This window comes from Streptomyces avidinii (assembly GCF_014650695.1).
Lineage (GTDB): Bacteria > Actinomycetota > Actinomycetes > Streptomycetales > Streptomycetaceae > Streptomyces > Streptomyces avidinii.
Genome location: NZ_BMVL01000013.1, coordinates 201193 through 220855, shown reverse-complemented (window position 1 = coordinate 220855; position 19663 = coordinate 201193). Strand labels below are relative to the sequence as shown.

Annotated in this window: 20 protein-coding genes and 1 pseudogene; 15 read left to right on the top strand and 6 right to left on the bottom strand. The window is 73.1% G+C overall.

Annotated elements, in window-relative coordinates; translation table 11 throughout:
• Positions 1-55 precede the first annotated feature (55 nt).
• The 6 genes from IE257_RS29305 to IE257_RS29280 all read left to right on the top strand — a co-directional run bounded on the left by IE257_RS29305 (position 56) and on the right by IE257_RS29280 (position 4778).
• Complete coding sequence (locus IE257_RS29305) at positions 56-952, top strand: helix-turn-helix domain-containing protein (RefSeq protein ID WP_189972882.1); 897 nt, start codon at positions 56-58, stop codon at positions 950-952.
• Between the two features lie 126 nt (positions 953-1078).
• Entirely contained in the window at positions 1079-2569 is a 1491-nt protein-coding gene (gene rimO, locus IE257_RS29300; RefSeq protein ID WP_189972881.1) for a 30S ribosomal protein S12 methylthiotransferase RimO, read from the top strand.
• Positions 2566-3234, top strand: coding sequence for a CDP-diacylglycerol--glycerol-3-phosphate 3-phosphatidyltransferase (pgsA, locus tag IE257_RS29295; protein WP_189972880.1), 669 nt, complete (start codon positions 2566-2568; stop codon positions 3232-3234). The genes rimO and pgsA overlap by 4 nt, the downstream gene beginning before the upstream one ends.
• A 47-nt stretch (positions 3235-3281) precedes the next feature.
• Positions 3282-3797 carry a CinA family protein gene (locus IE257_RS29290; protein ID WP_189972879.1) on the top strand — a complete coding sequence of 172 codons (516 nt, stop codon included), beginning with the start codon at positions 3282-3284 and terminating at the stop codon, positions 3795-3797.
• 109 nt (positions 3798-3906) lie between these two features.
• Positions 3907-4287, top strand: coding sequence for a helix-turn-helix domain-containing protein (locus IE257_RS29285; RefSeq protein ID WP_030389368.1), 381 nt, complete (start codon positions 3907-3909; stop codon positions 4285-4287).
• Between the two features lie 161 nt (positions 4288-4448).
• Positions 4449-4778 (top strand): hypothetical protein, encoded by a 330-nt coding sequence (locus IE257_RS29280; protein WP_189972900.1) that lies wholly within the window; start codon positions 4449-4451, stop codon positions 4776-4778.
• On the opposite strand, the gene IE257_RS29275 is transcribed toward IE257_RS29280, so the two are convergent.
• The 4 genes from IE257_RS29275 to IE257_RS29260 all read right to left on the bottom strand — a co-directional run bounded on the left by IE257_RS29275 (position 4726) and on the right by IE257_RS29260 (position 12301).
• Positions 4726-5496: an SDR family NAD(P)-dependent oxidoreductase gene (locus IE257_RS29275; protein ID WP_189972878.1), complete on the bottom strand. Its 771-nt coding sequence runs from the start codon at positions 5494-5496 to the stop codon at positions 4726-4728. The two genes, IE257_RS29280 and IE257_RS29275, sit on opposite strands and share 53 nt — an antisense overlap.
• Positions 5497-5629: 133 nt before the next feature.
• On the bottom strand, positions 5630-6424 hold the full coding sequence (locus tag IE257_RS29270) for an Fpg/Nei family DNA glycosylase (RefSeq protein WP_189972877.1): 795 nt from the start codon (positions 6422-6424) through the stop codon (positions 5630-5632).
• Between the two features lie 460 nt (positions 6425-6884).
• Positions 6885-7556, bottom strand: coding sequence for a hypothetical protein (locus IE257_RS29265; protein WP_189972876.1), 672 nt, complete (start codon positions 7554-7556; stop codon positions 6885-6887).
• 155 nt (positions 7557-7711) lie between these two features.
• Entirely contained in the window at positions 7712-12301 is a 4590-nt protein-coding gene (locus tag IE257_RS29260) for an ATP-dependent helicase (protein WP_189972875.1), read from the bottom strand.
• An 80-nt stretch (positions 12302-12381) separates the two neighbouring features.
• Between IE257_RS29260 and IE257_RS29255 the strand changes: the two genes are divergently transcribed.
• The 3 genes from IE257_RS29255 to IE257_RS29245 all read left to right on the top strand — a co-directional run bounded on the left by IE257_RS29255 (position 12382) and on the right by IE257_RS29245 (position 14352).
• A complete protein-coding gene (locus tag IE257_RS29255; protein WP_189972874.1) occupies positions 12382-13224 on the top strand; it encodes an AraC family transcriptional regulator in 843 nt (280 codons plus the stop codon).
• 124 nt (positions 13225-13348) lie between these two features.
• Complete coding sequence (locus tag IE257_RS29250) at positions 13349-14047, top strand: AzlC family ABC transporter permease (RefSeq protein WP_372453093.1); 699 nt, start codon at positions 13349-13351, stop codon at positions 14045-14047.
• A complete protein-coding gene (locus IE257_RS29245; protein WP_189972872.1) occupies positions 14044-14352 on the top strand; it encodes an AzlD domain-containing protein in 309 nt (102 codons plus the stop codon). The genes IE257_RS29250 and IE257_RS29245 overlap by 4 nt, the downstream gene beginning before the upstream one ends.
• Here the strand turns inward: IE257_RS29245 and IE257_RS29240 are convergent.
• Positions 14321-15307, bottom strand: coding sequence for a hypothetical protein (locus IE257_RS29240; RefSeq protein ID WP_189972871.1), 987 nt, complete (start codon positions 15305-15307; stop codon positions 14321-14323). The genes IE257_RS29245 and IE257_RS29240 overlap by 32 nt on opposite strands.
• Before the next feature lie 81 nt (positions 15308-15388).
• Here IE257_RS29240 and IE257_RS29235 point away from each other — a divergent pair, with 81 nt between their 5' ends.
• On the top strand, positions 15389-15583 hold the full coding sequence (locus IE257_RS29235) for a DUF3046 domain-containing protein (protein WP_030010745.1): 195 nt from the start codon (positions 15389-15391) through the stop codon (positions 15581-15583).
• A gap of 115 nt (positions 15584-15698) precedes the next feature.
• On the top strand, positions 15699-16892 hold the full coding sequence (locus tag IE257_RS29230; RefSeq protein ID WP_229920730.1) for an AI-2E family transporter: 1194 nt from the start codon (positions 15699-15701) through the stop codon (positions 16890-16892).
• Here IE257_RS29230 and IE257_RS29225 read toward each other — a convergent pair.
• On the bottom strand, positions 16846-17601 hold the full coding sequence (locus tag IE257_RS29225) for a Clp protease N-terminal domain-containing protein (RefSeq protein ID WP_189972870.1): 756 nt from the start codon (positions 17599-17601) through the stop codon (positions 16846-16848). The genes IE257_RS29230 and IE257_RS29225 overlap by 47 nt on opposite strands.
• 175 nt (positions 17602-17776) lie before the next feature.
• On the opposite strand from IE257_RS29225, the gene IE257_RS29220 reads away from it, so the two are divergent.
• The 4 genes and pseudogenes from IE257_RS29220 to IE257_RS29205 all read left to right on the top strand — a co-directional run bounded on the left by IE257_RS29220 (position 17777) and on the right by IE257_RS29205 (position 19558).
• Positions 17777-18397, top strand: coding sequence for a class I SAM-dependent methyltransferase (locus IE257_RS29220; protein WP_189972869.1), 621 nt, complete (start codon positions 17777-17779; stop codon positions 18395-18397).
• Positions 18398-18489: 92 nt separating this feature from the next.
• Complete coding sequence (locus IE257_RS29215; RefSeq protein WP_189972868.1) at positions 18490-18957, top strand: hypothetical protein; 468 nt, start codon at positions 18490-18492, stop codon at positions 18955-18957.
• Between the two features lie 2 nt (positions 18958-18959).
• A pseudogene (locus IE257_RS29210) lies at positions 18960-19143 on the top strand (deoxyxylulose-5-phosphate synthase); the annotation flags it as partial.
• 115 nt (positions 19144-19258) lie between these two features.
• On the top strand, positions 19259-19558 hold the full coding sequence (locus IE257_RS29205) for a hypothetical protein (protein ID WP_189972867.1): 300 nt from the start codon (positions 19259-19261) through the stop codon (positions 19556-19558).
• Positions 19559-19663: the final 105 nt, after the last annotated feature.

The window sequence follows — 19663 nt, the reverse complement described above, 5'->3', positions numbered from 1 at the left end:
TCACCCCCCTAGACTGGACTTCCAGCAGGTGGCTACACGCTCGAAAGGCGCCCACGTGTCCATCGGCAACTCCAACTCCCCCGAAGAAGAGCGGCCTTCGACCGACGACCGGTCCGAGGACCGCATCGTCGAACGTCCCGTCGAAGGGCCGTCCATCGGGACGGCCCTCAAGAAGGCCCGGATCGCCGCCGGGCTCACCGTCGACGAGGTCAGTTCCACCACCCGCGTGCGCATCCCCATCGTGCACGCGATCGAAGAGGACGACTTCACGCGGTGCGGCGGCGACGTCTACGCCCGCGGTCACATCCGTACCCTCGCCCGCGCCGTCAACCTCGATCCGGCACCGCTGGTCGAGAGCTACGACGCGGCCCACGGCGGCCGGCCGGCTCCCACGCCCGCCGCGCCGATGTTCGACGCCGAGCGGATCCGCCCCGAACGGCAGCGGCCCAACTGGACCGCGGCCATGGTCGCCGCCATCGTCGCCGTGATCGGCTTCGTCGGCTTCACCGCCTTCAGCGGTGGCGACGAGAAGGACAAGCGCCCGGTGGCGGAAGGTTCCGCCTCCCCCAAGCCCGCACCCAAGCAGAGCGGCGCCAAGCCGTCCGGGCAGCCCCAGCAGACCCCGCAGGCACCCAAGCCGAATCCCTCGGACAGTGCCATCGCCGCCGCGCCCAAGGACCTCGTCACCGTGGTCCTGACGGCCGACACGGGCGAGAGCTGGATCTCCGCGAAGGACTCCACCGGCCGGCTGCTCTTCGACGGCACCCTCGCGCAGGGTGAGTCCAAGACCTTCACCGACAAGGAGTCCGTCGACCTCGTGCTCGGCGACGCCGGCGCCGTGAAGCTCTTCGTGAACGGCAAGGAGATCAAGGACGACTTCCAGTCGGGGCAGGTGGAGCGTCTGAAATACACGAAGGCCGACCCTCTCCAGGACCAGCCCCAGGCGGGCTGACACGGGACCGCCCTAGGGCGGAAGGCTTGAATCCGGATCCCCGGGGTGCTGCGCCGCACCCCGGGGATCTTGCTGTACGGGGACGTGCGGCAGGGGCCGACGCCGGGACGAAGTAGTCTTGAGTCCATGCCCGAACGCCGTACCGTCGCCCTTGTCACTCTTGGCTGCGCCCGTAACGAGGTGGACTCGGAGGAGCTCGCAGGCCGCTTGGCGGCGGATGGCTGGGAGCTCGTCGAGGACGCCGCCGATGCGGACGTAGCCGTCGTCAACACCTGCGGCTTCGTCGAAGCCGCCAAAAAGGACTCCGTAGACGCCCTCCTGGAAGCCAACGATCTCAAGGATCACGGCAAGACCCAGGCGGTCGTCGCCGTCGGCTGTATGGCCGAGCGCTACGGCAAGGAACTCGCCGAAGCGCTCCCCGAGGCCGACGGAGTCCTCGGTTTCGACGACTACGCCGACATCTCCGACCGCCTCCAGACCATCCTCAACGGCGGCATCCACGCCTCCCACACCCCGCGCGACCGGCGCAAGCTGCTGCCGATCAGCCCGGCCGAGCGTCAGGCGGCCGAGGTCTCCCTCCCGGGCCACGCCCAGGAGCCGGTCGCCGAGGCCCCCGCCGACCTGCCGGACGGGCTCGCGCCCGCCTCGGGTCCGCGCGCGCCCCTGCGCCGCCGCCTGGACAAGAGCCCCGTCGCCTCGGTCAAGCTGGCCTCCGGCTGCGACCGGCGCTGCTCCTTCTGCGCCATCCCGTCCTTCCGCGGCTCCTTCATCTCCCGCCGCCCCAGCGACGTGCTGGGCGAGACCCGCTGGCTGGCCGAGCAGGGCGTCAAGGAGATCATGCTGGTCTCCGAGAACAACACCTCGTACGGCAAGGACCTGGGCGACATCCGCCTGCTGGAGACCCTGCTGCCCGAGCTGGCCGAGGTGGACGGCATCGAGCGCGTCCGCGTCAGCTACCTCCAGCCGGCCGAGATGCGGCCCGGCCTGATCGACGTACTCACCTCGACCCCCAAGGTCGTGCCGTACTTCGACCTGTCCTTCCAGCACTCGGCCCCCGACGTGCTGCGCTCCATGCGCCGCTTCGGCGACACCGACCGCTTCCTGGAGCTGCTGGACACCATCCGCTCCAAGGCCCCGACGGCCGGCGTCCGCTCCAACTTCATCGTCGGCTTCCCCGGCGAGAAGGAAGCGGACTTCGCCGAGCTGGAGCGTTTCCTCACCCACGCCCGCCTCGACGCCATCGGCGTCTTCGGCTACTCGGACGAGGACGGCACCGAGGCCGTCACCTACGAGAACAAGCTGGACGAGGACACCATCGCCGAGCGGCTGGCCCACATGCAGCGGCTCGCCGAGGAGCTCACCTCGCAGCGTGCGGAGGAGCGCATCGGGGAGACCCTGGAAGTCCTCGTCGAGACCGTGGAAGCGGTCGACGAGGACGGCGAGGGCGCCTACGGGCGCGCCGCGCACCAGGCGCCCGAAACGGACGGCCAGGTGGTCTTCACGGACAGCACGGGCCTGGTCCCGGGGCGTATCGTCACGGCAAAGGTGGTCGGCACCCTGGGCGTGGACCTGGTGGCCGAGCCGCTCGGCATGGATCTTGAGGAGGCGGCCGGATGACCGGAGTCCCGGCATCTGCGGCGGGCGAGGCCGGCCGCCGGCCCGTACCCGGCGCGAAGCTGGGGGCCGCGGCGGTCAATCAGGCCAGCCTGTGGAACATTGCCAACATCCTGACCATGATCAGGCTCGTGCTGGTGCCGGGCTTCGTGTTCCTGCTGCTCGCCGAGGGCGGCTACGACCCGGCCTGGCGGGCCTGGGCCTGGGCGGCGTTCGCCGTCGCCATGATCACGGACATTTTCGACGGGCACCTGGCCCGGACGTACAACCTGGTCACGGACTTCGGCAAGATCGCCGACCCCATCGCCGACAAGGCGATCATGGGGTCGGCGCTGATCTGTCTCTCCTGGCTCGGTGACCTCCCCTGGTGGGTGACCGGGGTGATCCTCGGCCGGGAGCTGGGGATCACGCTGATGCGCTTCTGGGTCATCCGCTACGGAGTGATTCCGGCCAGCCGCGGGGGCAAGGTGAAGACCCTGGCCCAGGGCACGGCCGTGGGCATGTACGTACTCGCGCTCACCGGGGCGCTCGCGACCATGCGCTTCTGGGTGATGGCGATCGCCGTCGTGCTGACCGTCGTCACCGGTTTGGACTACATCCGCCAGGCGGTCGTGCTGCGCCGCCAGGGTCTCGCCGCGGAGCGGGCTGCGGAGCAGGCCGCGAGGTGACGTGCGCGGCGGGGGGTTCTCCGGAGGCCGGAACCGGTTCCGGAGCGATGGATGAGACCGGAGTGGCTGCGGAAGCGCTGCAGCTGCTGACGGAGAGTGACCAGACCCTCGCCGTTGCCGAATCCCTGACCGGCGGCATGGTGGCCGCCGACCTCACGGCCGTCCCCGGCGCCTCCCGGTCCTTCCGCGGCTCGGTGACGGCATACGCGACGGAGATCAAGCACCTGGTCCTCGGGGTGGACGCGGGGCTGCTGGAAGCCGAAGGCGCGGTGAACGCGCAGGTGGCGGCCGAGATGGCGGCCGGCGTACGGCGGGTGATGGGCGCTTCGTGGGGAATCGCGACCACCGGGGTGGCCGGTCCGGAGCCGCAGGACGGGCAGCCGGTGGGCACCGTTTTCGTCGCACTGGACGGTCCGGGGGGCAGGAAAACGGTCCGTCTGAGGTTGAAAGGCTCCCGCGCGGAAATTCGTAGGGAGAGTGCACGCACAGTGCTCGGGCTTCTCGCGGACCAACTCCGTGAGAATGCGCGGAGGCAGGATACGGAACAGAACGGGGGGATTTGATGTTTGCAGCCCTGAGTGAACACGACATCGCTCCCCGCACGGCCGCGGCGCGAGGCGGTACGGTGGGGCGTGAAGGATGCGGCTACACGGTCAGAGGAGGGAGCCACCGATGATTCTGCTCCGTCGCCTGCTGGGTGACGTGCTGCGTCGGCAGCGCCAGCGCCAGGGCCGTACTCTGCGCGAAGTCTCCTCGTCGGCCCGAGTTTCTCTCGGCTATCTCTCCGAGGTGGAGCGGGGGCAGAAGGAGGCATCCTCCGAGCTGCTCTCCGCGATCTGCGACGCGTTGGACGTACGGATGTCCGAGCTGATGCGCGAAGTCAGTGACGAGCTGTCGCTGGCCGAGCTGGCACAGTCGGCCGCGGCAAGCGAACCGGTGAGTGTGCCGGTCCGCCCGATGCTCAATTCGGTCTCCATGGCTTCGGTCGCGGGTGGACCGGAGCGGGTGACCATCAAGGCGCCTGCGGAAGCGGTGAATGTCGTAGCCGCGTGAGCGAGCACGTGCGTGTTTGAGCGTGGCCGGAGCCCCGGCCGGTGCCCTGTGCACCGGCCGGGGCTCCCGGCCGTTCTGGGTGCGGGCGTGCGGGGGGTGCGGGAGGATGGGGCCGTCCGGGTTCCGGCCCCTGGGAGGTGGCCGTGCGGCGGTTGCTGCACATGCCTGCGGTGTCGGCCCTCGCACTGGCGGTGGGGGTGCTGTGGTGGTGGGCCGTACTGCGCCTGGTGCTGGCGCCTGCCGAGTCCGGGGCCGTGGAGGGCGCGGTGGCGGTGGGCGGCTGGGGGCTGGGGCTGCTGCCCGTGCACTGCGTGCCGGGCCCGGTGCGCAGGGCGCGGCACAGAGCGCTGCGGGCGGCCGACGGGAACGACGGCGCCGACGGCGCCGCCGGGAGCGACCGGGGCGACCGGAACAGCGGCAGCGACCGGAACGCGGGGGCTACCAGGGCATGGACACCCCACCGTTCGGGCGAAGGATCTGACCCGTCATGAAGGACGAGGCGTCCGAGGCCAGGTAGAGGACCGCCCGGGCGATGTCCTCGGGCTCGCCGACCCGGCGCAGCGGGGACATCCGGACCATCGCCGCCTCGGTCTGCTCCTGGACCTCGGGGCTGTGGCGACCGGTCATCGGCGTGCGGATCCAGCCCGGGGCGACGGCGTTGACCCGTATGCCGTGCGGGCCGGCCTCGGTGGCGAGGGTCTTGGTCAGCTGGACCACGGCGGCCTTGGCCGCGCTGTAGCAGAGCAGGCCGGGCTGGGCGGCGTCGACGGCCCCGGAGGCCATGGTGACGATCGAGCCCGGGCGGCCTGACGCGATCATGGATCGGGCGGCCTCCTGGCAGGTGCGCAGGACCCCCTTGAAATTGATGTCGAGGATCCGGTCGAGGTCCTCCTCGGCCGTCTCCAGAACGCTGCTCGTATGCATGACCCCGGCGATGGCCGCCGTGATGTCGAGGGGGCCCGCCGCGGTGACGGCCGCCCGGAGCGCGGCCCGGTCCGTGACGTCGAGGGGGTGCACGGTGGCGGCGCCGCCCGCCTTGGTGACGAGGGCGGCCGTCTCGGCGAGGCCCTGCTCGTCGCGGTCCGCGCAGTGCACGTGGGCGCCCGCCTCGGCGAGGAGGACGGCGGTGGCCCGGCCGATGCCGCTGGCGGCGCCGGTGATCAGGGCAGTGCGGCCGGTGAGCCCGTACGGGGCTGTGGGTGTGGGCATGCCGGGACCGTACGACCGAATCTGACGGAGCGTCAATCTCTGTGGCCCGTCGCGTTTGCCGCGGGCTGTCGCGTCGCGTCCCGTGCCGCCGCGTCCCGTGGTGTCCCGTGGTGCCCTGCTGCCTGGACGGGCTCTACGGCGTCGGGCCCGACTGGCAGCGGGGGCACCAGTAGGTGGGGCGGCCGTCCTGGGGGGCCTCGCGGACGGGGGTGCCGCAGCGCAGGCAGGGGCGGTGCGCGCGGCCGTAGACGAAGAGGTCCTGGCCGGGGTGGCGGCTGCCGGTCGTATTGCGGGGGCCGGGCCGCTCGCCGGTGTTCGCGGACAGCAGTCGGTGGGCGGCGGAGGCCAGCCGGGGGAGGGTCGATTCGGGGAGCGCGCCGACCGGGGTCCACGGAGTGACCTGGGCCAGGAAGCAGAGCTCGGCCTTGTAGATGTTGCCGATCCCGGCGAGGTTGCGCTGATCGAGCAGGGCCTCGCCGAGGGGGCGCTCGGGGGCGGCGAGGAGGTTGGCGGCGGCACGGGCGGGATCCCAGTCCGGGCCGAGGAGATCGGGACCCAGGTGACCCACGGCACGGTCCTCCTCGGCAGTGCGGATCAGTTCCAGGACGGGGAGGCGGTAGCCGACGGCGGTGTGGTCGGCCGTGCCGAGGACGGCCCGGATCTCGTGGGCCGGGCCGCCGCGCCACTTCTCGCCGGCGGCGAAGACGTGCCAGGCGCCGTCCATCCGGAGGTGGCTGTGCAGGGTGAGGCCGCCCTCGAAGCGGGCGAGGAGGTGCTTTCCGCGCGGGGTGACGTCGAGGGTGAGGCGGCCGGTGAGGTCGGCGGTGGCGAAGCGGGGGACGCGCAGGTCACTGCGGGTGAGGGTGCGGCCTGCCAGGGCGGTGTGGAGCCGGGTCGCCGCGCGCCGGATGCTGTCGCCTTCGGGCATGCCCTCATTGTGCGCTCCAGGAGCCCCGCCCCGGTGTGCCTTGGCTTCGCGCGGGTCGGCGGCGCGAGGCGCGTGGCGGCCCGACTGCGGCACTCCGCGCGGTCCTCGCGGTCTTCGCGGTCTTCGCGGTCACCCGCCCGGGCGGGCTCCGTACGGGGCCCGCGGGGCGAGGGCGTGGCCCCGGCCCCGGCCCCGGACCGCGGGCTCGGCGTCCGGGTGCGGCGGAGTCCACGGCTCTCTCGGCGGCCGACGCGGGAAGGCGCTTCGCGTGGCGCCGGCCCTGGACCGAAGCCGCAGCCAGGACCGGTCCGAGCCGCCGGAGACTCCGGCGGCGCGGGGCTGGCGGCGCGGGCCTGGCGGGGCGGGCCTGGCGGGGCCGGGTGCGTGGGGGCCGAGTGCGTGGGGCTCGCCGGGGTGTCACGCCCGGCGGTGGGGCCCGCAGGCCGCGGGCCCCGCGGGGCTACTTCCAGGTGATGCCCTTGCCGTTGCTGATCGAGTTGTACGGGTTGCCCCAGTACTCGGCGCCGGCGACCTTCACCTGGGCCGACGGGGCGAGGGCGATCGCGCAACTCGTCTGGGTCTGGCCGTTGGTGAAGCCCTTCGGCATGGACTCGTCCTTGCACTTCTCGAACTTGCCGATGACGGCCAGGCTCTGGGCCTCGCCACCGTCCCCGAGCAGGCCCCTGACGTGGCCGACCGAGGCGTACGACATGTCCGTGGTGCCGATGTTCTTGACCGTGTACCGGATGTAGTACGGGACCTTGCCGTTCGCCTTGTCGCCGAGCTTCAGCCCCTCCAGGTCGGCGGCCGTGCCCTGTTCGATCGCGGTGACCGTGAGGGCGAGCCGGCTGCCCTTGAAGTCTCCGTAGTCGTAGGGGATCTCCGCCGCCTCGCCGATCTTGAAGGCCTGGCCGGACTTCGCGGTGCCCGCCGCCCCGGCGGGGGCGCCGCTGCTGCCGGTCGACGGGCTGGCCGGGGCGCCGGAGGTGGCCGGGGCACTGCCCGGGGTGGATGCGGCCGGCTGCGCCGGGAGTTCTTCGTTGCCGTTCTTGCAACCGGTCAGGGCCAGGCTGCCGACGACCGCCAGACCGACGGCGCCGAGGGCGGTGTTGCGCATGCTGATGGTGCTCACTCTTCTGCTCCCCCATGAAGGTGCATTGCCAATGCAACGCCTGTGATCATCTTAATAAAGGATCAGTAAGTGAATGGGCCAGCTGAGGGGCGTTCGGGAACCGTTCTGTGACATGTCCAGGACGCAAGTGAAACACTCGGGGCTGTTTGCGGTCGTCAGGAACGCATACGCAAACCCCTCGGGGTGGCATGGAAACCGGCCGCCTCCAGCGTCGGGCCCAGGGGGGAGGTCAGGGCCGCCGCGGCGTTGATCCGTTCCACCGTGAGGGCCGGGAGCGTGCCCGCGCGGGAGGCGGCGGCCAGGGCGGCCGTGGCAGCCGCGAGCCGGGGGTCCTCGGGGGCGGGCCAGGCCAGCAGGGTCTTGCCGCCTCGCTCCAGGTACAGGGTGAGCTCCCCGTCGACCAGGACGACCAGGGAGCCCGCCTTGCGGCCGGGTTTGTGGGTGGCCCCGGCCGGGGGCTCCGGCCAGGGCAGGGCCGCCCCGTAGGCGTTCGCCGGGTCGGCTGCGGCCAGGACCACCGCCGCCAGCGGGGGCGGGGTCCGCTCGGCGGCCCGGAGACGGTCCACCGCCCCGTCCATCGCGAACTGGGCCGCGCCCAGTCCCTCGACCACGTAGCCCCGGCGGGCCTGGCCGCTGTCCTCGAAGGCCGACAGGACGCGGTAGACCGCGCTGAAGCCGCCCTCCACCCCTTCGGCGGCGACGGCCCCGCGCGTCACCACCCCGTGCCGGTCCAGCAGGGTGCGGGCCAGGGCATGGGCCCGGTGGGTCGGGTCGGGTGCCACGGCCGGCAGCAGGGACCAGCGCCCGGAGACCGTGGGCGGGCCGGTACGGGACACGGTCGCGCCGAGCGTGCCGTAGCGGCCGCGGGGGACCGTACGGCGGGCCCGGTGGGCCGTCGAGCCGGCCGTACGGCCCGAGCCGAGCAGCGAGCGCAACGGGCCCAGGGTGTCGTTGGTGAGCCGGCCCGACCAGGCCAGGTCCCACACCGCCTCGGAGAGCGCGACGTCGGACACCTCGGGGAAGTCGCCGCGGATCGACTGCGCGATCTGCCGGAAGAACAGGCCGTACCCGCCCGCGAGCGACGCCAGGACGGCCTGGTGCAGGGGGCTCTGCTCCAGCGGGTGCGGCGGGGGCAGGAGCAGCGGCGCCGCCTCCGCCAGGTAGAGGGAGACCCAGCCGTCCTTGCCCGGGAGGGCTCCGGCGCCCGCCCAGACCACCTCGCCCGCGGTGGTCAGCTCGTCCAGGAGACCGGGGGAGTACCCGGTCACCCGGGACGGGAGGATCAGGCGCTCCAGCGCCGAGGCCGGGACCGGGGCGCCCTGGAGCTGCTCGATCGCCCGGGCCAGGCCGTCGAGGCCGCGCAGCGCTCCACCCAGGTGCTGCCACTGGGGGAGGAAGGTGGCCAGCGAGGTGGGCGGGACCGGTTCCAGCTCCTGGCGGAGCGCGGCGAGCGAGCGCCGGCGGAGGCGGCGCAGCACCGTGGCGTCGCACCATTCCTGGCCGATGCCCGCCGGGTGGAACTCGCCCTGCACCACCCGCCCGGCCGCGGCCAGCCGGTGCAGGGCGCCCTCCGTCACCGCCGTGCCCAGGCCGAAGCGGGTGGCGACCGCCGTCGTGGTGAAAGGTCCGTGGGTACGCGCGTACCGGGCCAGCAGGTCTCCGAGCGGGTCCTTGACCGGCTCGGTGAACGCCTCCGGGACACCGACGGGCAGCGCCGTGCCCAGCGCGTCCCGCAGCCGGCCCGCGTCCTCGATCGCCGCCCAGTGGTCCGCGCCGCGGATCCTGACCGGGATGACACGGCGGGCCGCGGCGAGCTCCTGCGCCCAGGCCGGATCCGCCCCGCGCTCGGTCAACTGGTCGCGCGTCAGCGGGCCCAGCAGGCGCAGCAGGTCGGCCACCGACTCGGGATCCTTGGCCCGCCGGTCCTCGGTGAGCCACTGGAGCTCCCGCTCCAGTTCCTCCAGCACCTGCGCGTCGAGGAGTTCGCGCAGCTCCGCCTGACCGAGCAGTTCGGCCAGCAGCCGGGAGTCCAGCGACAGCGCGGCCGCCCTGCGCTCGGCCAGCGGCGAGTCGCCCTCGTAGAGGAACTGGGCCACGTACCCGAAGAGGAGGGAACGGGCGAAGGGGGAGGGCTCCGGCGTGGTGACCTCCACCATCCGGACGCGCCGCGCCTCGATGTCACCCATCAGCTCGGTCAGGCCGGGCACGTCGAAGACGTCCTGGAGGCACTCGCGTACGGCTTCCAGCACGATCGGGAAGGAGCCGAACTCCGAGGCCACCTGGAGCAGCTGGGAGGCGCGCTGGCGCTGCTGCCACAGCGGGGTGCGCCGGCCGGGGCTCCGGCGCGGCAGCAGCAGGGCGCGCGCCGCGCACTCGCGGAAGCGGGAGGCGAACAGCGCGGAGCCGCCCACCTGGTCGGTGACGATCCGGTTGATGTCACCGTGGTCGAAGGCGACGTCGGCCGCACCCAGCGGGGCCTTCTCGTCGTCGAACTCGAACGCGTGCGGAGCGGCCGGGTCGTGGTCGAGCAGGTCCATGGAGAGCAGGTCCAGGTCGGGCAGGCGGAGCACGATCCCGTCGTCGGCGTGCATCACCTGCGCGTCCATGCCGTACTTCTCGGCGAGGCGGGCGCCCAGCGCCAGCGCCCACGGCGCGTGCACCTGCGCGCCGAAGGGGGAGTGGACCACGACCCGCCAGTCGCCCAGCTCGTCGCGGAACCGCTCGACCACGATGGTCCGGTCGTCGGGGACATGGCCGCAGGCCTCGCGCTGTTCGGCGAGGTACGCCAGGACGTTCTCGGCGGCCCAGGCGTCCAGGCCGGCCGCCACCAGCCGCAGCCGGGCGTCCTCGTCACTCAGGCCGCCGAGCTCGCGGAGGAACGCCCCGACCGCGCGGCCCAGTTCGAGCGGCCGGCCGAGCTGGTCGCCCTTCCAGAACGGCAGCCGGCCGGGCACCCCGGGGGCGGGGGTGACCAGGACCCGGTCGCGGGTGATGTCCTCGATCCGCCACGAGGTGGTGCCGAGCGTGAACACGTCCCCGACGCGGGACTCGTAGACCATCTCCTCGTCGAGTTCGCCGACGCGGCCGCCGCCCTTCTTGGGGTCGGACCCCGCCAGGAAGACACCGAAGAGACCGCGGTCGGGGATCGTGCCGCCCGAGGTGACCGCGAGGCGCTGGGCCCCCGGCCGGCCCGTGATCGTCCCCGCCACCCGGTCCCAGACCACGCGCGGCCGGAGCTCGGCGAACGCGTCCGACGGATAGCGTCCGGCCAGCATGTCGAGCACCGCCGTGAACGCCGATTCCGGCAGTGCCGCGAAGGGCGCCGCCCGCCGCACCAGGGCGAGCAGGTCATCCAGCTGCCAGGTGTCCATCGCGACCATCGCGACCAGCTGCTGCGCCAGTACGTCGAGGGGGTTGGACGGGATCCGCAGGGACTCGATCGCCCCCGTGCGCATCCGCTCGGTGACCACCGCCGCCTGCACCAGGTCACCGCGGTACTTGGGGAAGACCACCCCCGTGGAGACCGCGCCCACCTGGTGCCCGGCCCGGCCCACCCGCTGCAGCCCGGAGGCAACCGAGGGCGGCGACTCCACCTGCACCACCAGGTCCACCGCGCCCATGTCGATGCCCAGCTCCAGGCTGGAGGTGGCGACCACGGCGGGCAGCCGGCCCGCCTTCAGGTCCTCCTCCACCAGCGCGCGCTGCTCCTTGGACACCGATCCGTGGTGCGCGCGGGCCAGCAGGGGCGGGGCGCCCAGCGCGGCGCCCGACTGGGCCATGATCTCGGCCGGCGGCCTGCCCTCGGGCAGTTTCTCGCCCATGGCCCGCTCGTACGCGATCTCATTGAGCCGGTTGCACAGCCGCTCGGCGAGCCGGCGGGAGTTGGCGAACACGATCGTCGAGCGGTGCGCCTGGACCAGGTCGGCGATCCGCTCCTCCACATGCGGCCAGATCGACGTCTTGTCCCCGCCCTCCTTGCCCTCGGTCGCGGGGGAGCCGCCCAACTCGCCCATGTCCTGCACCGGGACGACCACCGACAGGTCGAACTCCTTGGTCGACGGGGGCTGGACGATCTCCACCCTGCCGCGCGGCGCGAGGTACCGGGCCACCTCGTCCACCGGCCGGACCGTCGCCGACAGCCCGATCCGGCGCGCCGGGCGGGGCAGCAGCTCGTCCAGCCGCTCCAGGGAGAGGGCGAGATGGGCGCCGCGCTTGGTCCCGGCGACCGCGTGCACCTCGTCCAGGATCACCGTCTCGATCCCGGTCAGCGCCTCCCGGGCCGCCGAGGTCAGCATCAGGAACAGGGACTCGGGAGTGGTGATGAGGATGTCCGGCGGCCGGGTGGCCAGCGCCCGCCGCTCGGCGGGCGGGGTGTCGCCGGAGCGGATCCCCACCCGGATGTCCGGCTCGGGCAGGCCCAGGCGCACCGACTCCTGGCGGATCCCGGTCAGCGGGCTGCGCAGATTGCGCTCCACGTCGACGGCCAGGGCCTTCAGGGGCGACACGTACAGCACGCGGCAGCGCTTCTTCGACTCCGCGGGCGGCGGGGTCGATGCGAGCCGGTCGAGGGCGGCGAGGAACGCGGCCAGGGTCTTGCCGGAGCCGGTGGGAGCCACCACCAGCACGTCGGAGCCCTCCCCGATCGCCCGCCACGCGCCCTCCTGTGCGGCCGTGGGCGTGACGAAGGCCCCCGTGAACCACGAGCGGGTCGCGGGGGAGAACGAGTCGAGCGCAGCGCCTGCCATGCCCCCATCGTGCACCCGGCCACTGACAACGGGCCGGACCTGGGCAAACGCGGGACACGGGCGGGGCGCAGAATGGGGGGATGGGGACGGGCGGGAGCGCCGAGGGGCGCCGGGAGTGGGCACGGCACTGGCAGTACGCGGAACTGCCCGGGCTCGACCTGCTGCGCGCCCACTACGTACGTCACACCTTTCCGCGCCACGCCCACGACGGGTACGTCATCGCGGCCGTCACCGGAGGCCTCGAGGAGATCGGACTCCCCGGGCACGTGGTGCGCGCCGGGCCCGGCAGCGTGGTCCTGATCAACCCCGAGGTGCCGCACACCGCGCGCGCCGGGGTGCCCGAGGGGTGGGCGTACGCCACCCTCTACCCGTCCGGCGCGCTGATCGCCGAGGTCGCCGACGAGATCGGCACCCTGCGCGGCACCCCCGGCTTCACCGCAGACATGGTCGCCGACCCCCGGGGTGCGCAGGCGATCACCGAAGTCCACCGGGCCGCCGAGGCGGGCAACGCGCTGGCGGCCGACACGCTGCTGCGGAGCGTGGTCGCGCGGATGCTGACCCGGCACGCCGGACCGCTGCCGGCCCGTACGGTCCGTGGCGCGGGCGGCGCCGATGCGGTGGCCGCCCGGGCCGTACTGCAGGAGCGGATGGCCGACCCGCCGTCGCTGGAGCAACTCGCGGCGGAGCTGGGCACGAGCCCCTTCGCCCTGCTGCGGGCCTTCCGCGAGCGGTACGGGATGCCACCGCACACCTGGCTGACCGACGCCCGGGTCCGGCAGGCGCGCCGGCTCCTGGACGCGGGCACGGCGCCCGCGGAGGCGGCCGTCACCGTCGGGTTCACCGACCAGCCGCATCTGAACCGGCACTTCACCCGCATCGTGGGGGTGCCCCCGGGCGCGTACCGGCGGGAGCGGGCGGGCTAGTACGTTTCTTCCCGATCCGGCCCCGGCCCGCGAGGCCCGGGCCGGCGACGGCCGGGCGCGCAAGAACGTACAAGACCCGGGGCCCCGGCCTGCGTAGTTTCGGGGCGTGGGAGAACATCAAGCAGTGATACAGGAGACCCCCGACGGGGTCGCCGACGGCCGGCCCAGAGCCGCCGTCGTCCGCGACGCGCTCGGGGTCGGGGTGGCCGTCGGGCTGTCCGGGTTCGCGTTCGGAGTGACCGCCGCCGGGGCCGGCATCAGCACCCTCCAGGCCTGCGTGCTGAGCCTGCTCGTCTTCACCGGCGCCTCGCAGTTCGCCCTGGTCGGAGCGCTGGCGGCGGGCGGGAACCCGTTCACCGCCGCCGCCGGGGCCTTCTTCCTCGGCACGCGCAACGCCTTCTACGGGCTGCGGCTGTCCCAGCTGCTCAAGCTGCCCCGCGCGGTACGCCCCCTCGCCGCGCACTGGGTGATCGACGAGACCACCGCCGTCGCGCTGGCCCAGCCCGACCGGAAGTCGGCCCGGCTCGGCTTCACCGTCACCGGGCTCACCCTCTACGCGCTGTGGAACCTCACCACCCTGCTCGGCGCGCTCGGCGCCGAGGCCATCGGTGACACCAGGGCGTGGGGGCTGGATGCCGCCGGACCCGCCGTGTTTCTGGCGCTGCTGGCGCCGATGCTGAAGACCTCCACCGAGCGGGCCGTCGCCGCCCTCGCGCTGGTCCTCGGGCTCGGCTTCCTGCCCGTGCTGCCCGCCGGCGTGCCCGTGCTGATCGCAGCCCTGGCTGCACCCGTGGTGCTCTGGATGAAGGGACGCCGCCCGTGAACGTCTGGATCGCCATCGGCATCACCGTCGTCGGCTGCTACGCCGTCAAGCTCGCCGGCCTGCTCGTTCCCGCCGGGGCCCTGGAACGGCCGCTCGTGCGCCGCCTGGCCGCCCTGCTGCCGGTCGCGCTGCTCGCCGCGCTCACCGCCCAGCAGACCTTCAGCACCGGCTCCGCACTCGTCGTCGACGCCCGCGCCGCGGGGCTCGCCGCAGCCGGGTTGGCGCTGCTGCTGCGCGCCCCCTTCCTGGTCGTGGTCGCGGCCGCCGTCGTGGTCACCGCGGGGGTACGGGCCCTGGGCGGCTGATCCCGTCCTGCCGCCCGTCCGGCAGGCGCCCGTACGCCCGCAGGGTCAGCAGGGCCTCCAGGGTGGCGATCGGGCGCCGCTCCAGCGCGCTTCCCGGGGCCCAGTCCCGGCGCTGCACCGGCCAGCCCCCGTCGGGCTGCTGCTCGGCTGCCAGGAAGTCCAGCGAGCGGCCCAGCTCCTCGTCGGTGAACCAGCCGCGGGCCAGGGATTCGGGCCGCCGCGCGAAGTCGTGCGGGAACAGCTGCTCGCCCGGCGCGTAGCCGGGGGCGGGCGGGTGCTCCCCGCGCCGCCCGGGGTCGAGCACCACGAGCCGCTGCTCGCGCACCAGCCGGCCCAGCCGGTCGGCGGCCGACGCCGCGCGCGCCCGGTCGGGGATGCCGTCGAGGAAGGCCACCGCGCTCTGGACCTCGTACGGGTGCGAGTGGCGCAGGTTCTCGATCCGGTCCCAGCAGAAGTCCGTGGCCCGGAAGAGCCAGGCGTGCCAGACCCGGTTGCGGTGCAGTACGCCGACGACCGGGCCGGTGGTCAGGAGCTCGCCCGGCGGGTCGTCGTGCACGGGGTGGTAAGGGGCCGCCGGGTAGTCGCGGGGGGCCGGGAAGACCACCGGAAGTGCACCGTCCGCGGTGGAGACCCCGGTCAGGTGGCGGCAGAGCCGCTCGATCCGCTGCCCGGAGCAGCGGCCCAGGCTGTCCAGCACGCGCAGGGCGTGTGCGGTGTGCAGGGGCTGGCTGAGCGGGCCGCGCAGATCCGGATCGAGTGCGTGACCGTAGCCTCCGTCTCCGTTGAGGTACGAACCGAGGGCCGTGTCCACCGGGTCGGCGTCCCCGCCGAGGAAGTGGAACGCGAACCGCCGCTGCTCCAGAACGCGGGCCGTGAGCCAGATGAACCCCTCGGCGCGAGCCAGTGGGGCCGCCGGGGTCTGTGGGGGGTGCGGGGAAGCTTCGTCTCCGGGCATGCCTGCAACGTAGGACGCGACGGTGCGCGGGGGAGGGGCGAACGCGGGCGGTGCACTCTCCCGGGGCGGGATACTGGGGGCATGCGGTTGACGATTTTCTGGGAACGGATGGCGGAGCACTTCGGCGAGGGCTATGCGGACTCCTTCGCTCGGGACCACGTCATGACGGAGCTGGGCGGGCGCACCGTCCACCAGGCGCTGGACGCGGGCTGGGAGACCAAGGACGTGTGGCGCGCGGTGTGTTCGGCGATGGACGTGCCGGCGTCGCTGCGCTGACCAGCGCGCTGTTTCGCGGTGGCGGGCGCGGGTGGGACAGACTGGCGCCGTGGCAGCCAGCGAAGAGACGACCGATCAGTCCGCCGAGGCGCGAGGAGTGACACCGCCGGCGCAGGTGGCGCAGCCGCCGGGTCCGGCCGGTCCGGAGAGTCCGGAGGGTCCGCCCGCGCCGCCGGCTCCACCGCCGTCCGGTGCGGCCCTCGGCGCGCAGGACGCGCGGATGCCGCGCTGGCTGCCGCGCGCCGTGATCCTCGTACTGGCCCTCGTGGCCTGTTTCCAGCTCGGCAGCTGGGCCTTCCACCAGCTGATAGGCCTCCTCGTCAACATCCTGATCGCGTTCTTCCTCGCGCTCGCGATCGAACCTGCGGTGGCCAGGATGGCGGCCGGCGGCATGCGCCGCGGGCTCGCCACCTTCGTGATGTTCCTCGCGGTGTTCGTCGTGACGGTCGGCTTTCTCGCGCTGCTCGGCTCGCTGCTCGCCGGGCAGATCGTCGCCATGGTCGAAGGCTTCCCCGGCTATCTCGACGCGGTGATCAAAGCGATCAACTCCACCTTCCACACCGAACTGTCCCGGCTGGAGATCCAGGAGAGCGTGCTGCGCTCCGACTGGCTGCGCAAGTACGTGCAGAACAGCGCGTCAGGCGTGCTCGACGTCTCCGCCACGGTGCTCGGCGGACTCTTCAAGCTGCTGACGATCGGGCTGTTCTCCTTCTACTTCGCCGCCGACGGACCGCGGCTGCGGCGCGCGCTGTGCTCCGTACTGCCGCCCGCGAAGCAGGCCGAGGTGCTGCGTGCCTGGGAGATCGCCGTCGCCAAGACGGGCGGATACCTCTACTCGCGCGGGCTGATGGCGCTGATCTCCGGTGTCGCGACCTACATCGTGCTGGCGGTCCTCGGGGTGCCGTACGCGCCCGCGCTCGCCGTGTGGGTAGGGCTGGTCTCGCAGTTCGTCCCCACCATCGGCACCTATCTCGCGGGCGCGCTGCCGGTCCTGCTCGCCTTCACCGTGGATCCCTGGTACGCGCTGTACGTACTCGGGTTCGTGGTCGTCTACCAGCAGTTCGAGAACTACGTCCTCCAGCCGAAGCTGACCTCGAAGACCGTGGACATCCACCCGGCGGTGGCCTTCGGATCGGTCGTCGCGGGCACCGCCCTGCTCGGCGCGGTCGGGGCGCTCATCGCGATCCCGGCCGTCGCCACCCTGCAGGCCTTCCTCGGCGCGTACGTCAAACGCTACGAACTGACCCGGGACGCGGATTCCTCTACTTCTCGTCCGAGACGACGCGTACGACTGCCAAGGCTTCGCTGACGGTCGTCTCGACGGCGGCCTTGTCCAGACCGAGGCCGCTCAGCGGGCCCTCGCCGTTCTCCAGCTCCAGGAGCGCGAGCAGGACGTGCTCCGTGCCGACGAAGTCGTGGCCCAGGCGCAGGGCCTCGCGGAAGGTGAGCTCGAGGGCCTTCTTCGCGGAGGCGTCGAAGGGGATCAGGTCGGGGACCTCGGGCAGGGCCGGGGGCAGCAGGGCGGTCGCGGCGGCGCGTACGTCGTCCGCCGCGACCCCTTGGGCGCGCAGGGCGTACCCGGCGAGGCCCTCGGGTTCGGCGAGGAGGCCCAGGACCAGGTGCTCGGTGCGGATCTCGGTGTTGCCGGCGGCGCGGGCCTCGTTCTGCGCGGTCATGACGATGTTGCGGGCGCGCGGGGTGAAGCGGCCGAAGCCCGCGTTCGGGTCGAGGCCGCCGGCGCCCTCCTTGTCCGCCTTGGGGACGAAGCGCTTCTGGGCCGCCTGGCGGGTGACGCCCATGCTGCGGCCGATGTCGGTCCAGGAGGCGCCGGAGCGGCGGGCCTGGTCGACGAAGTGGCCGATGAGGTGGTCCGCGACGTCCCCGAGGGCCTCTGCCGCGACGACGGCGCCGCTGAGCTGCTCCAGGGGGTCGGTGTGGACCTTGTTGATGGCCTCGATCAGGTCGTCGAGGCGTACCGGATTGGTCATGCGAACGGGTTCCACCGAAGGGTTCGTCATGGGTGCAACCGTAGGTTGACACCTCGGAGAGTGTCAACCCTGGGTTGTCACTCGGGTGGGTCGCTGCCGTGCGGGCCCGTGGGCGCTGCGGGGCGGCGTGGGGGCGGCCCCGCAGCGGGCTGCGGTGCCATGCTGGGCCCAGGGGGAGCAGCGACCAGTCGACCCGGAGGCGGCCATGGGGTTCTATGCCGATCAGGTCGTGCCGCGGATCCTCAACGCCGCCTGCGGGGCCAGGACGGCCCGGCCGCTCCGACGCCGGGTCTGCCAGGGGCTGGTGGGCGAGGTCGTCGAGATCGGCTTCGGCGCCGGGCACAACGTCCCCTTCTACCCGCCGGGCGTCACGGCGGTGGCGGCGGTCGAGCCCTCCGACGTCGCGTGGCGGCTGGCCGGGGAGCGCGTACGGGACACCCGCGTACCGGTGCGGCGCGCCGGGTTGGACGGCCAGTCGCTGCCCTTCGAGGACGGCGGCTTCGACTCCGCGCTGTCGACCTGGACGCTGTGCACGATCCCGGACGCCGTGGCCGCACTGCGCGAGCTGCGGCGCGTACTCAAGCCCGGCGCGAGCCTGCACTTCCTCGAGCACGGCCTCGCCCCGGAAGGGGACGGGTGCGTGCGCCGTCGGCAGCGACGGCTCGAACCGCTGAACATGCGGCTCCTGGGCGGCTGCCACCTGACCAGGTCGGCCCCGGAGCTGCTGACGGCGGCGGGGTTCACGATCACCTCCCTGGACGTCTTCTACGACGTGGGGCCGAAGTTCCTGTGCGCCGACTCCCTCGGGACGGCGGTCTCCCGCTGACGGACGGCCCGTCACGAAAGCATCACGAGGGGCACGGGCCCGGACGGTCCCTGGCAGCATCGGCCGGACCGATCCAGGGGGTTCCAGGTTCCATGCCATTACGTGTGCGCGTCCCCGTACTGACCCGCGTCACCGTGTCCGTCACGGCCGTCGCGTCCGTCGCCGTGCTGCTCGGCGGCTGCTCCAGCACTCCGGCCGAGCAACTGCAGGACTGGTACAGCTCCGGGGGCGAGGCGCAGATAAGGAAGCTGACCGAGGACGCCGGCCGGGTGAACGAGGTGAGCATGCGCACGATCGACGTCCAGGGGCCCGCCTGCCAGGACCTGTTGGCCCGGACCGCGAAGGCCGAGAAACTCGACCCGATCCCGGACGACGCCACCCAGCGGTACTGGAAGGAGGCGCTCGGAGGATTCCGGCGAGGGGCGGCCGAGTGCGCCGACGGAGCCGCGAAGAACGAAGCGGGCCAGGTCTCCCGGGGCATCACCACGGTCCAGACGGAGGGCCTCCCCAAACTGGTGAGCACGGTCACGCTGCTCAAGGCGGCCCTGGCACACAAGTAATGGACGTCGCGGCATGGCGGACGCTGTCCCGTGCTGCTGCACGCGGGCGTGCGCTTCCACGAGAGCTGCTGCGGCGGGCCCGGCTACCGGCCGCGCACCCTGCACGAGGTCCGCGAGCGGATGGCGTACGCGAGGCGAACCGGCAGGCCCTTCGCGGAGGCCCTCGTACGGCGGGACCTGCCGTGAGCGGATACGGGTCGCCGGCGCGACCGGTGACGCCGCCGGCCGCGCCCGTCGACGCCCACGGTGACCGGAACGCCGCCGAGACCGCGCTCGGGGTGCGGCTGCCCGACGACTGCAAGTGGCTCGTGGCCACCTGCGGATGGGGGAGTTCTGCGATCTCCTGTACCTCCACACCCCCTTCGGCGCGAGCGACCACAACGGCATCGAGTGGCAGCGCACCTACCCGCCGGGATCGCCCGATCCGGACCGGGAGCGCTATCCGTACCCGCTGCACCCCGCACCGGGCGGGCTGCTGGTCCGGGGCACCACCCGCGGCGGGGACGCCGCTGCCTGCCTGGGACACGGTGACGGACGAGGACGGCTGGTTCCGTCACCTCCCCGTCCTGCTGCCGGAAGCCGGTGGGCGTGGTGCGCTTGACAGGGAAATCGAACATCCATTCTGATGAGTTATCCACAGCCGAAACGGTCGTGGAGGCGCATTGTCAGTGGCAGGCATTAGCGTCAGTGGCGTGAAGCGATCGAC

What these genes read in the sequence shown, in the direction of transcription:
- rimO (WP_189972881.1), top strand. Translation starts at nt 1,079, where the DNA reads ATGCCCGAACGCCGTACCGTCGCCCTTGTCACTCTTGGCTGCGCCCGT.
- pgsA (WP_189972880.1), top strand. Translation starts at nt 2,566, where the DNA reads ATGACCGGAGTCCCGGCATCTGCGGCGGGCGAGGCCGGCCGCCGGCCC.
- IE257_RS29290 (WP_189972879.1), top strand. Translation starts at nt 3,282, where the DNA reads ATGGATGAGACCGGAGTGGCTGCGGAAGCGCTGCAGCTGCTGACGGAG.
- IE257_RS29285 (WP_030389368.1), top strand. Translation starts at nt 3,907, where the DNA reads ATGATTCTGCTCCGTCGCCTGCTGGGTGACGTGCTGCGTCGGCAGCGC.
- IE257_RS29280 (WP_189972900.1), top strand. Translation starts at nt 4,449, where the DNA reads ATGCCTGCGGTGTCGGCCCTCGCACTGGCGGTGGGGGTGCTGTGGTGG.
- IE257_RS29275 (WP_189972878.1), bottom strand. Translation starts at nt 5,496, where the DNA reads ATGCCCACACCCACAGCCCCGTACGGGCTCACCGGCCGCACTGCCCTG.
- IE257_RS29270 (WP_189972877.1), bottom strand. Translation starts at nt 6,424, where the DNA reads ATGCCCGAAGGCGACAGCATCCGGCGCGCGGCGACCCGGCTCCACACC.
- IE257_RS29260 (WP_189972875.1), bottom strand. Translation starts at nt 12,301, where the DNA reads ATGGCAGGCGCTGCGCTCGACTCGTTCTCCCCCGCGACCCGCTCGTGG.
- IE257_RS29255 (WP_189972874.1), top strand. Translation starts at nt 12,382, where the DNA reads ATGGGGACGGGCGGGAGCGCCGAGGGGCGCCGGGAGTGGGCACGGCAC.
- IE257_RS29240 (WP_189972871.1), bottom strand. Translation starts at nt 15,307, where the DNA reads ATGCCCGGAGACGAAGCTTCCCCGCACCCCCCACAGACCCCGGCGGCC.
- IE257_RS29235 (WP_030010745.1), top strand. Translation starts at nt 15,389, where the DNA reads ATGCGGTTGACGATTTTCTGGGAACGGATGGCGGAGCACTTCGGCGAG.
- IE257_RS29225 (WP_189972870.1), bottom strand. Translation starts at nt 17,601, where the DNA reads ATGACGAACCCTTCGGTGGAACCCGTTCGCATGACCAATCCGGTACGC.
- IE257_RS29220 (WP_189972869.1), top strand. Translation starts at nt 17,777, where the DNA reads ATGGGGTTCTATGCCGATCAGGTCGTGCCGCGGATCCTCAACGCCGCC.
- IE257_RS29215 (WP_189972868.1), top strand. Translation starts at nt 18,490, where the DNA reads ATGCCATTACGTGTGCGCGTCCCCGTACTGACCCGCGTCACCGTGTCC.